Origin of the sequence: Colwellia sp. 75C3 (genome assembly GCF_002836255.1) — a bacterium.
Classification (GTDB): Bacteria; Pseudomonadota; Gammaproteobacteria; order Enterobacterales; family Alteromonadaceae; genus Colwellia.
Map to the genome: position 1 here is coordinate 121,158 of NZ_PJAU01000031.1, position 12,735 is coordinate 133,892.

Genomic DNA, 12,735 nt, shown 5'->3' on the forward strand with positions numbered 1-12,735 from the left:
AATCATATTTTTAGGGCGAGGAAGACAATCATAATGCATGCGATGTTATCACTAGACTTTAATCATGACTTAAACCGAGAAGCTGATGCTATTTCACAGCCAGGAATTAAAGCTGGAACGCGTGGGTTAAGGGTAATAAATATGAAAACTGCAACGCCATGTAATCAAGTTCACGTAAGGCAAGTTGACGAAAGCATACTTACCAACTTAGCTGAGCATCAAATGCATGTTAAAGGCGTACGTAAGTGTTGCCAATGCGCATATAACTCTGGATACCAACAAGGCGCTCTGTTACAAAAATTTATTAGTTTGGATATTGAAAGCTTAGGTGACTCACATGCAAGCGCGGATGGTCACTATAAAAGTATTCATCAAGCTTTTGCTCTAGGGTATAGCGATGGCGTTAATTCGTTTATTCTTAGCTAGTAGCACCTTTCAAAGTAGTTAACGCTAGTTTGAAGAGCAGTTCAAAAGGAAGTTAAAGGGGGATGGAAAGTGATTTCTTCCCAATTTTTCAACCGGAGTTTTTAATGAAAAAGAGAACAATACTAATGATAGAATCTGGTTTTAATTTAGTTCAAGTCGACTTATTGAATGCAGGTAATAACATCATGAGAACTTCTTTTGAAGTTATCGATCCTATTGAAGATGTTATCGGCCGTTTTGGTAGCTTAAAAGAAGCTGAGAATTTCATTAAGATGTTATGTCTTCTGAACCAAGAACAAGCAGTGTAATGGGTGTGGGGTAGTGTCTCTACCCTAACCTTTAATCCTTTCAATCTAACAATCCACGTCTATTTACTTTTCCCATAAGCATTATCATCTGCCGAATAACAATCTGAAATAACCTTATGTTATTAACTTACCTGGTAACATGTGCACAGGACCTAAATATTGAATAACGATTTATCCTTAACCGTAGTAGCCAGCTATTACTCAACTAAATTACTACGCATTTAAACTTACTCATCTAATATGACCATTTGGTTGGCAAACTTCTCGTTTTGAACCTTTATACACTGCTCTTCAATTAAATATGCCACTCGATTACAACCTGAATTTAACTCACTTTCAGCCAACTGATTATTTACAGTGTTGAATGTATAAAGCTTGTTGCTAGGATCGTATAAGTAGAAGGTATCATCAAAATAGAACCAATTTGATAGCTCGAAAGAAAGTGGTATTAACAAGGTTTCACTTCCTGTAGCTGATAACGTCCAAATACCGAACTTGTGGTAATTTTCAAAAAACAATTCGTCACCGTTTATCAACGGATTATAGCCACCATGCGTGGTTAATTGCGTAATATCCCCAGAGCTTAGCTGATAACTGAATAAGTTGTAACTGTCGGTTGTTTTACCTGTAAAAACCAGCTTGTTAGCTGTCAACGTGGGATGAGAACCTTCAACGTGTACGATGAACTCACCAAATCGGTATTGGCTATCTAAGTTAAAGATTAATATGCCTTTTTGAGTGGAAATGGCCGCTATATTAGCGTCTTTATCTGCCGACATGCTTTTTATAGATAAACTGCCTTTGAAGTCACTAATTTGCTGGTGCTGCTGAGTGTTTTGGTTATATGACCAAATTTGGCTAATGCCTGTTCTATTTGAAGCATACCAAAGATGTTCATTATCAAATTGATAGGGAATGTTATTCTTTATACCTTTTTCGGTGGTGATTTCAGTTGAGATATCGGAATGTAATCCATGCATGACTAAATTTTGAGAATAAAACTCGCCTTCATTAAATATAATGCCATTGTTAAAGCGAGTAACAGCTTTAAATGGCTGTATTATTGGCATTTTAACCGTATCAATTGGCTCACCATTATCATTAAAATGAACGGTTGTTATGCCACCATAATTATCTTTATATTTTATTTTTGAAGTAAATAAGGCAACGGAGTACAAGGGTAATTCAACCGTGGTAGACCATAGTTCCTCGTTAAAGTTGTTATTTTCATAGATAGAAATATGCGTAGCAAACCAGTCATTATTACTCAATAGTGCCACTAAGGTATTGTCTTTATTAGTAACAACCTTATAAATACCCGCTCCGCCTTTTTCGGCAGTCTTAACCTCTGTTTGTTCACCATTTTCAATATTAATAAGGCGTAAATTTGCCGGGATAGATTCTTTAAAAGACTCGGTTACAAGTAGGCCATTATTACCGTTATAGATCATAGAAAAGGTGGGTGAATTAATACTGCAATTGGTCATTGTTTCGCCAATGCCATCTGCTAACAAAGCCGTTAACGCTATTTTTTCAATCCAGCACTGACCATCTTTAACATTTTTAAAGGCAACCGTATTGTCGGTAAGCCAAATAGGGGAGGTTAGCGCAGTTCCTTGTCGCTTAATGTATTGCGTGGTGCTATCCGCAATAGAGTGAATGCCTAATAGCCAATGAGGAGAATCTAACGCTTGTGCTGAAAATAATATGGTATCGCCGTTTTCATTCGGGGACAGCTCATACTTCATGGTTTTCGACTCATAGGCTATTTTATAATGAGGGATTTTGGTTTTAGTTTTTTCATCTAACTCTGAAATGCTTTTAGCACTAAATAACAACACTAATATAAAGCACAACAATATTACTGAGCCTACTAAACCAATGGAAAGCACTAATCGTAAAGAAAAAAACTTAGTATTGAGTTGCTCTTTTTCAATGCTTGTTATTACCGGTGTTGCTATTTCCTTAACAGAATCAAGGTTACTTAAGTGATAACCTTTTTTCGAAATATTAACGATAAGGGATGAAAGAGTAGGCTCTATAATTTTAGATTTTTTTCGTAAGTTAGAAATTATCCGCGTTAACGAATTATCGGAAGTGGTTATATCAATTGGCCAACACTCAAATAACATTTCTTTTGATAACGTTTCACCTTGAGCTTGATACAATTTTAGTAAAACTTTTGCTTCAAGGTTTTCTAATTGCACGCATAGGGAACGATCGCTTTTAGAAGTTAAAGTGTTCTTCTCTGGGGAGAAAAGGATATTTTTTCCAAGTAAAATAAAGTCAGTATTTGTCACTGTACAACCTTTAGCCAGTCAATAAACAAAGTTCATCGACATTGTGTATTCGTCCAATCATAAGCGCAAGAAAAACACGACCAAAACAGTAAATATGATTGAAATAATAAAAGCATAAACATTAAATAACAAATCCATAAAGTTATTTTCCTGTTTAAATTCAATATTAAAGGCCTATTTTAAAATAGTATTATTAGGTTGTTTTTATAATGTTGAAAAAAATCATTTTAGTTAGCTTCTTTATTTCATTTTGCGGTGTTTCTGCGGAAATAGTACCTAATGACCAAGCATTTTCTCAAACTGTACCAGCACTAAAAATTCAAGAAATAGCGCTCGAAAAAATACAATTCTTTAAATGCTCATCTTATCCTCTTTGTGTTGATTATCCCGATGATAATTCTGGTGGTTCAGGTAAGAACGGTTTTAATAATACTCGTGTTGTTAGTCGATAAAGTAATAAACACGTTGCTTGATAAGTTGTTAGAACAACTTAATTGTAAGGCCAATCTACAGAGTGATATTGGATGAAAGCTTTAAGAGTTTAAGCCTAAATTCCAATGTGATTTTTTATGCCTAGGAAATACTGGAATTACTGTTCAGTTTAGTCATAACAGTTTTTATCTTTATACAGTGACAAGTAGTGGCGCTGTAAACATTAACGAAATGCAGCGATAGCAAATAATGGCCAAGGGTTGAATAGTTTTATAGCTCGCATTGTTAATAAAAATTACGCCAAAAAATTCAATAACCATTAATAAGAAAACTTGCACCCTACAAGCATTTATATGTTGTAGGTAAGGGAGTAAAAACAATGCACGCAATGTTATCGCTAGACCTAGATGAAAAGACCACTACCACAGAACGAGAAAAATTCTACGCCCACATCAGAGACAGTGGTTGGATGAAGCTAGCCAAAGTAACCACAACATGGTTTACCTGTTATAAGGAATCGGCAACAGAAGAGCGGATTATTGCTGAAGTAAAGCAAGACGTAGCTGCTGCTGCTTCTCGGTATTCAGGAGTTGCTAATTATGATGCAGTGGTGAACGTGAGTAAGTCAAAACCAATCCCATTTTAAGTTGACCTAGCAAACGGCCGTGATGCATGAGTATTACTTTCATAGGTCAAAGACCTCAATTTTTTGTTAATAACTATTAGTGTAAATAGATAGTGGATAAATTTATTCAAATTACCAAGGAGAAGCACATGGCTGTTAAACATATTCCTACCGGCGTGGTACATCATGAAAAGAAGGATGGCACTACAGGTTGCGGTGTAGATACCAAAAAGAACAATGACCATTGGGGCGATTCACAGCAAAAAATCACCTGTGATAAGAACGGTTGTAAGGATTAGGTTTTATAAATATTAATCATAATTTGTTAGACAAATACCGATATAGCAATGAATTTGAGTATCACCCTATGACAAGTGTCAGTTTAATGTACGTCATGAATGCGCAGATTGTGCTTATTAAACAAAAGTATTAATTAGTCATCTTAAAGCCCCGTCGTTGAAATTCGTAGTATGAATCCTCGTTTCATTAGGGGGATGTCTTTAATAATTAAAAGGACAACTAGCTTAAACTAGTTGCCCTTTTTGTAACTTTAATTATTCGCACGTAAGCTTACTAATCCAATAAATTCACTTTGAAAAACTCAGTCTTCATAGTTTTATAATGCAGTGTTGTGCCTTCACCTTCTTTTAAACTATGGCTTCGATTAGGGTAAGACATAAACTCAAACTGTTTGTTGGCTTCAACGAGTTTATTGATTAAACGCTCGCTGCCTTGGTAATGCACGTTGTCATCACCAGTGCCATGAACCAGTAATAACTTGCCTTGTAAGTTTGCTGCGTGAGTAATCGGTGAACCTTCTTTATAACCTTCGGCGTGATCTTCTAACAGACCAGAATAACGCTCTTGGTAGATAGTATCGTAAAGTAATTGGTCAGCGACTGGCGCTGATGAAATACCGACATGATATTGATCTGGGTATCTAAATAACATGTTAAGTGTCATAGAGCCGCCACCAGAATGTCCCCAAATACCTACGCGGTCACTGTCGATATATGACCAACGTTTTGCCATGGCTTTTAAGGCATCACTTTGATCACGTGAAGATAAGATACCAACACCGCCATAAATTGATTTACGCCATGCTTGTCCTTTAGGTGCACGAGTTCCACGGTTATCAACTGAGGCAACAATAAAACCTTGCTGCGTTAACATTTGGTCCCATAAAAATTTATCACCGCGCCATTTGTCTTGTACTGTTTGTCCCCACGCTTCACCGTAAACATAGAATATTATTGGATAGCTTTTGCTGGCGTCAAAGTTCGCCGGGCGGGTAATGTAACCGTCAAGTACTAAGCCGTCTTGCGCTTCAACTTGGAAGAATTCAGTTTGCGCAATATCAAGTTCAGCTAACTTAGCGTTTAACTTGTCATTAGTCATTAAGGTATGTTTTTTCAGGTGCACACTGTTATCAGATGGACTTTCGTTAGTAACGGGAATGCTGACTAAATATTTACTGGTAGGTTTAGCAAAGCTTGAGTGGCTGTGAATTGCCCAACTGCCATTTTCTGCCATTTGATATTGATTAAAACCAGCAAACTCTGCTGGCGTAACACGTTGATTACTTAAGCTGCCGTCTAACTTACTGCGGTATAAATAACGTTGTGCAACGTTTTTTGGTGAGGCAATAAAATATAACCAGCCAGATTTTTCATCAACGGCTTTTATTTCAGTAATATCAAAATCACCGTCTGTTAAATTAGTTACCGTTTTACCGTCACGTGATATGCGGTAAAGGTGGCGCCAGCCGCTACGTTCACTGGTCCAAATAAAGCTATTGCCTTTGTCTAACCATCGGGCATCGTCAACAAAATCTATAAAGTGTTCTTCTTTTTCTGTCATGACTAACTTAACGCTGCCGTTATTCGCATTGGCTAGGTATAAGTGGTTAGTGTCTTGTTTACGGTTAACATGCTGTACTAGTATCTCTTGGCTGTTGCCTGACCAGTTCATACGTGGAATGTACATGTTACGTGAATTGTTAGGCAGTTTAGTCCAAGTCGTTTTTTTACTGGTTAAATCAACGATTCCTACTTTAGCTAAGGCATTGTCTTCGCCAACTTTAGGATAAGGGAATTTAGTGAGGGTAGGGTATAACTCATCGGTATTGTTGATCATGATGAAATCTTTACTGCCACTGGTGTCTAGTTGCCAGTAAGCGATTTTTTTACCATCTGGGCTCCAACGAAAGCCGTCTTTGATCATAAACTCTTCTTCATAAACCCAATCAAACAAACCATTAATAATGCCATTGCCTGCACTATTGGTAAGTTGAGTAATGTTCATACTTTCAAGGTTTTGCACAAAGATATTATTGTTTAATACAAAAGCCACTTTGTTTGCATCAGGTGAGAATTTGGCAAACATGAGTTGGCTATCGGCAACACCTTTTCCGCCCAATTGGCTAAGTGTGTTATTGGCAAAGTCAAATAACCAATAATCCCCACGGCTGTTTGAACGCCATACTTTTTTGCTATTGGTATAAATTAATAACTTGCTGCGATCATCTGAAAAAATGTAGTCGTCTATGCTCAGCGCTTCGTCTGCACCGGTAGGTGTTAATTGTTTTGTGGTGACTAACACTTTGCGAGTTAATGTTTCAGAGTCATATTGTACGATTTCTTTGTCTTTACTCTTGTTGTCAGGGATTTCTTTTTTATCACTGCCTTGGGGCGCTTCTATGGCAAGGTAGCCGCTGCCATCTTTAAGCCAGCGAATTTGACCAACTTTTTCTGATTTAAAGGCTTTATCTTGATAAATAGCTTTAAGGGTTAGTTGCGAGTCAGTCTTTTCAGTTGTTAACTCACTGTCTTTGGTGGTGGTACTTTGACAAGAGAAAAGCGATAGGGCAACAGCCGAAGTAAGCAGTATTTTGGCTGAAAGCTTAGCTATTGAAGAGGTTAAGTGTTTTTGTCGCATAATGTTCCTTAAGCGTAGTTTCCGATAACGTTAGCGCAGAGTAAGTACGCTATGTTGCGGGCAAAGATCGTTGGCAGCGTTAGCTGCTCAAACAGGACGTTACTATATGTGGTATACAATATACCTTCAAGCGAAAGACGATGAATGAACACATTTTACTGTTGAAATAACCGTTTAGGTAGTAGCTTTACAAGGGTTGCATAACTGGCTTAGTTAGAAAGAAAGCAATTACCGAATAAATATCACATAGGAGCTATTGAAAATCAGTTCTTAGGCTCCATATTTATACTCCATCCTCATTTTGATTGGCAGCATACATGACATACGCACTAGAGATTAGCGCACTGGAAAAAACCTATAAAGGCGGATTTCAAGCGTTGAAAGGCATTGATTTAACCGTGGAACAGGGCGATTTTTTTGCTTTGCTTGGCCCTAATGGCGCGGGTAAATCTACTTCTATTGGCGTAATTACTTCACTGGTAAATAAAACCGGTGGTAAAGTTAAAGTCTTTGGTTATGACATTGATACTGATTTAGAAAAAGCTAAAAGCTTTATTGGCTTAGTGCCACAAGAATTTAACTTTAGTCAGTTTGAACCATTGGTTAATATTTTAGTCAATCAAGCGGGCTATTACGGCGTAAGTAAGCCTGTCGCTATACAGCGCGCAGAAAAATACTTAAAGCAGTTAGAATTATGGGACAAGCGTGATGAACCCGCTCGTACGCTCTCAGGTGGTATGAAGCGTCGTTTAATGATTGCACGTGCTTTAATGCATGAGCCAAAAATGCTGATTTTAGATGAACCAACCGCGGGTGTTGATATTGAACTACGGCGCTCAATGTGGGACTTTCTAAAAGCGTTAAACGAAGAAGGTATTACCATTATTCTTACCACGCACTATTTAGAAGAAGCTGAAATGCTGTGTCGCAATATTGCCATTATTGATGGTGGTGAAATTGTTGAAGATACCAGTATGAAAAAATTATTAGCGCAACTTGATGTTGAAACTTTTATTTTTGACCTGCAAGCGAATCTAACGCTAACTTCATTAACGCAATTTGCCGAGCAATCACAATCAATCGCTTATCGTGTTATTGATGATCATACTTTGGAAGTCGATTTAAATAAGTCGCAAAACCTTAATCAAATTTTTGAACAATTGAATGCTGCCAATATTGAAGTGCTGAGTATGCGTAATAAAAGTAATCGCTTAGAGGCTTTGTTTGTTAGTTTGATCAATAAAAAATCGAGCACTACTAAAGCAAAGCAGCAAAGTGCTGTTGTGGGAGCAAACTAAATGAATAACTCTATTGCGTTAAAAAGTATTTTAACGAAAGAAGTCCAACGTTTTACCCGTATTTGGGTACAAACTTTAGTACCACCTGCTATAACTATTAGCTTGTATTTTGTTATTTTTGGTTCATTAATTGGCTCACGTATTGGTGAAATGGGCGGCTTTGATTATATGTCGTTTATTGTGCCAGGCCTTATTATGATGAGTGTTATTACGAACTCATATTCTAATGTGGCTTCATCATTTTTTAGCGCCAAGTGGCAGCGAAATGTTGAAGAGATGTTAGTAGCGCCAGTACCTAATTGGGTTATTGTCGCGGGTTATGTTGGCGGCGGCATGTGTCGTGGTATTTTAGTTGGTTTGATTGTAACGTTAGTTTCATTGTTATTTGTTGATATTCAACTACATAACATTTGGGTGATTATCGCTACGGTTACGTTAACCTCTGCAACGTTTGCTTTAGGTGGTTTAATTAATGCTATTTTTGCTAATAGTTTTGATGATATTTCAATTATACCGACTTTTATTTTAACGCCGTTGACTTACCTGGGTGGTGTGTTTTATTCGATTAGTTTATTACCTGAATTTTGGCAGGGCGTTTCTCAAGTAAATCCTATTGTTTATATGGTTAATGCGTTTAGATACGGATTTTTAGGTATATCTGATGTGAGCCTAGTGACTGCTTTTTCTGTCATTATTTTCTTTATTGTGACGTTATTTACCGTTGCGATGGTACTTATTTCTAAAGGCATAGGGCTAAGAAGCTAATATGACCGCCAATACAAAAGTTAACTGCGCAGCTAATACGGTAGAGAAAATGAATACATTAGATAGTGAAACAGCATTGGGTGATTCTAAAGCGATTATTAGTAATCAAGAAGATATCCATGAAAAGCTTGATGAAGTGGTAAACAGACACCTGACTCATGCTTCACAAAAGCCTTATCAAAAGCATACAGAAGAAGCCTTTGCGCAAATGGATGCGTTGGTGAAAGCCTTTTTAGTGGCAAATCCTGAAGGTGAGATAATATTAGATGCCTGTTGTGGCGTAGGGCAAAGTACCCGTATTTTAGCCAAGCAAAATCCACAAGCGTTAGTGATTGGGGTAGATAAATCTGATCATCGAATTAATCGTAATGTTGAAGGTTTTGATGCTGATGATGGTTTTACCGCTGAGAATTATCATTTAGTACGTGCCGATTTAAATGACTTTTATCGTTTAGTTAAAGCAGCCAATTGGGCGGTATCAAAGCACTATATTTTATATCCCAACCCTTGGCCTAAATCTAAGCATTTACAACGCCGTTGGCATGGTAGTGCGGTTTTTCCACAAATGACGAGTATTGGTCAGCAACTTATTTTACGTAGCAACTGGCGTATTTATTTAGCAGAGTTTCAACAAGCCGCTAAGTTTGTTGATTTACAAGGTGATATTGACTCTTTGCCTGTTACTGAACCCTCGTTAGCTTTAACGCCTTTTGAAGCGAAATACCAAGCAAGTGGCCAGATTTGTTGGCAGTTAACGCTAAAGCGATAGTGAGTATTGATAGGATTGTTGACGAAATTAGGAGACTTTTGTAGTGTTTTTTATTAAAGTGCCTTTTTTCGTTTAAGCTACTAATAGCCCATAATTATATAACTTGTCTATGTGCACAACAGGAGTTGGCCAAGCAAGTGACTATAGTGAAAGTTAAGTGAATAACTATGAGAGCAACTAAGCGCATTGCTGATGCGACGCAAGAGTCTTTACATCGAATTTTTACTGTCGCTGAGGCACCTGATTCTACATTGGGCCGCCTTGAGCAAGAGATGTCACAAAATTTGGTTGGTTTTCTAAACAACCATATTGTTGCCAGTAAAAATGCGTTAACGGATATTGAGCAAGATTTTATTAATCCTCATATTCCAGAGCAGCCTGAATTTGTTTCAGATCATATGCATCACTTGCTTGATAAGTTAGTTGCGCAATCGGTACATACTTCAAGTCCTAGCTTTATTGGTCATATGACCTCAGCGTTACCATCCTTTATTTTACCTCTGTCTAAGTTGATGGTGGGTTTAAATCAAAACTTAGTTAAAGTTGAAACCTCAAAAGCTTTCACGCCTCTAGAACGTCAAGTTTTAGGCATGATGCACAATTTGGTCTATCAACAGGATGATGACTTTTACCAAAATTGGATGCATAGCGCAGAACACTCCCTTGGTGCTTTTTGTTCAGGTGGTACTGTCGCGAATATTAGCGCGTTATGGGTAGCCCGAAATAAACTACTTAAAGCTGATGGTGATTTTAGAGGTGTATCGCGAGAAGGTTTACACCGTGCGATGAAACATTATGGCTATCAAGACTTAGCTATTTTAGTATCTGACCGTGGTCATTATTCACTGAAAAAATCGGCTGATATTCTTGGTATAGGCCAAGAGAATGTTATTGCTATTCCTACCGATGAGCATAATAAAATAGATTGTCAAAAGCTGGCGGAAAAATGCCAGCAACTTGCTGCAGAAAATGTCAAAGTGCTGGCTATTGTTGGCGTTGCCGGTACTACAGAAACCGGTAATATTGATCCACTTGATAAAATGGCTGAGATCGCTCAGCAACATCAATGTCATTTTCATGTTGATGCCGCCTGGGGTGGTGCAACATTGTTATCGAATAAATACCGTCCTTTGCTTAAAGGTATCGAACAAGCCGACTCAGTGACTATTGATGCGCATAAACAGATGTATGTGCCTATGGGCGCAGGTTTAGTGATTTTTAAAGATCCTGCTTCTGTGAGTGCGATTGAGCACCATGCGGAATACATATTACGTAAAGGCTCGAAAGATTTAGGTAGTCATACGTTAGAAGGCTCTCGCCCAGGCATGGCGATGCTAGTTTATGCTAGTTTGCATATTATTAGCCGACCTGGTTATGAGATGCTAATTAATCAGGCAATTGAAAAAGCAGAATACTTTGCCGAATTAATTAACCAACATGATGATTTTGAGTTAATAACGCGCCCTGAATTGTGCCTATTAACGTATCGTTATGCACCTAAGACAGTACAAGCCTTGTTAGCGCGTAATGATAATGAAGCGAATAAGTCGGTGAATTTGTTGATTGGTAAATTGACTAAGTTTATTCAAAAGCGTCAACGTGAAGATGGTCGTTCTTTTGTCTCGCGTACTCGTATTGAAGTGAGTCGATATGGCGGGGAAAAAGTTATTGTCTTTAGAGTTGTGTTAGCAAACCCATTAACCACTAAAGAAATTCTACAAGATATTTTGCAACAGCAATGTTTGTTAGCACAGGAAAGTGAAAACTTTTTACCTGAGTTATTACAGGCAGCAAAATAAAACTGTTTATGAGTTGTTTATAGCAACTAAATAAAAGGCTCACGTTAATCAATTAATTAACGTGAGCCTTTTTTCTTTCTTACGAAAAATAAAGTTAGGTAAGTTAGCCTACTTAACTTTATTCGTAATGATGTTAGTAGTTATGGTACAAGCCAAACTCTCGGTTTATCTTGAGGTTTTGCTTATTTGCCCAGATATAATAGTCTTGATCTTCTAATTCACTTGCCGCTTCTTTATCAAGTAAGATAATCGCATTTTCATGCAACTGTAACGCAGATGCTGGACAAGCTGCAGATAATGCACCTGTTACCATATCTTTTACTGCTTTGGCTTTATTCTTACCCGTAGCCATCAGTAATACATATCTCGCATCAAGGATGGTAGCAATACCCATTGTCATGGCTAACGTTGGTTGAAATTCATCAGCAGCAAACATACGACTGTTATCATCAATGGTTTGTTGAGTCAGTGTTTTAATGCGAGTACGTGATGATAAGCTTGACGTTGGTTCATTAAAACCAATATGGCCATTTGCACCAATACCTAAAATTTGTAAATCGACACCGCCAGCTTGAGAAATTTTATCTTCGTAAGCTAAGCCTTGTTCTCTTGGGTTTTCACCATTGTTACATGTTGGTACAAAGGTCTTAGATTTATCAATATCAACATGATTGAACAAGTTTACATTCATAAAATGACGGTAACTCTGTTCATTTGTTTCATCAATGCCTAAGTATTCATCTAAATTGAAACTTGTCGTGTTACTAAAACTAAGTTCGCCAGCTTTGTGCTTATTAACCAATTCTTGATAAAGACTAATAGGCGTACTGCCTGTAGCTAAACCTAAAACAGGGTTTGATTTTTTATTGATTAACTCTGCAACCCATTCTGCTGCACTTTGTGCAACTTGTTGTGCATCATCAAAAATAATAACTTGCATGTTTTTTCCTTAGAAAATTGAATTAATAAAGCATCACTGTATTTAAAGCGAGGAACTTTTAGCATGGTAACTATTAGGTTACATTATTAAAAAATGACAGCGCTGTCAATTGTTAATGCTATTTGTTAATAGTTAT

At 37.3% G+C, this 12,735-nt stretch carries 12 protein-coding genes; 9 read left to right on the top strand and 3 right to left on the bottom strand.

What is annotated here, in order from left to right:
• Positions 1-33 precede the first annotated feature (33 nt).
• A complete protein-coding gene (locus CXF85_RS00630) occupies positions 34-426 on the top strand; it encodes a hypothetical protein (protein ID WP_101226592.1) in 393 nt (130 codons plus the stop codon).
• A 104-nt stretch (positions 427-530) separates the two neighbouring features.
• Positions 531-734, top strand: coding sequence for a hypothetical protein (locus tag CXF85_RS00635; protein WP_157829000.1), 204 nt, complete (start codon positions 531-533; stop codon positions 732-734).
• Between the two features lie 227 nt (positions 735-961).
• On the opposite strand, the gene CXF85_RS00640 is transcribed toward CXF85_RS00635, so the two are convergent.
• On the bottom strand, positions 962-3,034 hold the full coding sequence (locus tag CXF85_RS00640) for a winged helix-turn-helix domain-containing protein (RefSeq protein WP_157829001.1): 2,073 nt from the start codon (positions 3,032-3,034) through the stop codon (positions 962-964).
• Positions 3,035-3,243: 209 nt separating this feature from the next.
• Between CXF85_RS00640 and CXF85_RS00645 the strand changes: the two genes are divergently transcribed.
• The 3 genes from CXF85_RS00645 to CXF85_RS22920 all read left to right on the top strand — a co-directional run bounded on the left by CXF85_RS00645 (position 3,244) and on the right by CXF85_RS22920 (position 4,390).
• Complete coding sequence (locus CXF85_RS00645; RefSeq protein WP_101226595.1) at positions 3,244-3,486, top strand: hypothetical protein; 243 nt, start codon at positions 3,244-3,246, stop codon at positions 3,484-3,486.
• A 359-nt stretch (positions 3,487-3,845) separates the two neighbouring features.
• Entirely contained in the window at positions 3,846-4,112 is a 267-nt protein-coding gene (locus CXF85_RS00650; RefSeq protein WP_101226596.1) for a hypothetical protein, read from the top strand.
• A 128-nt stretch (positions 4,113-4,240) separates the two neighbouring features.
• Positions 4,241-4,390 carry a hypothetical protein gene (locus CXF85_RS22920; RefSeq protein WP_198555433.1) on the top strand — a complete coding sequence of 50 codons (150 nt, stop codon included), beginning with the start codon at positions 4,241-4,243 and terminating at the stop codon, positions 4,388-4,390.
• 274 nt (positions 4,391-4,664) lie between these two features.
• Here the strand turns inward: CXF85_RS22920 and CXF85_RS00655 are convergent, their stop codons facing one another.
• Positions 4,665-7,028, bottom strand: coding sequence for a S9 family peptidase (locus CXF85_RS00655; protein WP_101226597.1), 2,364 nt, complete (start codon positions 7,026-7,028; stop codon positions 4,665-4,667).
• A 317-nt stretch (positions 7,029-7,345) separates the two neighbouring features.
• Between CXF85_RS00655 and CXF85_RS00660 the strand changes: the two genes are divergently transcribed.
• The 4 genes from CXF85_RS00660 to panP all read left to right on the top strand — a co-directional run bounded on the left by CXF85_RS00660 (position 7,346) and on the right by panP (position 11,659).
• Complete coding sequence (locus CXF85_RS00660) at positions 7,346-8,326, top strand: ABC transporter ATP-binding protein (protein WP_101226598.1); 981 nt, start codon at positions 7,346-7,348, stop codon at positions 8,324-8,326.
• Positions 8,327-9,091, top strand: a complete 765-nt coding sequence (locus CXF85_RS00665) for an ABC transporter permease (RefSeq protein WP_101226599.1) — start codon at positions 8,327-8,329, stop codon at positions 9,089-9,091.
• Positions 9,092-9,140: 49 nt separating this feature from the next.
• Positions 9,141-9,860, top strand: a complete 720-nt coding sequence (trmB, locus tag CXF85_RS00670) for a tRNA (guanine(46)-N(7))-methyltransferase TrmB (RefSeq protein WP_101226843.1) — start codon at positions 9,141-9,143, stop codon at positions 9,858-9,860.
• A 167-nt stretch (positions 9,861-10,027) separates the two neighbouring features.
• Positions 10,028-11,659, top strand: coding sequence for a pyridoxal-dependent aspartate 1-decarboxylase PanP (gene panP, locus CXF85_RS00675; protein WP_101226600.1), 1,632 nt, complete (start codon positions 10,028-10,030; stop codon positions 11,657-11,659).
• A 133-nt stretch (positions 11,660-11,792) separates the two neighbouring features.
• Here the strand turns inward: panP and nagB are convergent, their stop codons facing one another.
• Complete coding sequence (nagB, locus tag CXF85_RS00680; RefSeq protein ID WP_101226601.1) at positions 11,793-12,599, bottom strand: glucosamine-6-phosphate deaminase; 807 nt, start codon at positions 12,597-12,599, stop codon at positions 11,793-11,795.
• Between the last annotated feature and the right edge of the window lie 136 nt (positions 12,600-12,735).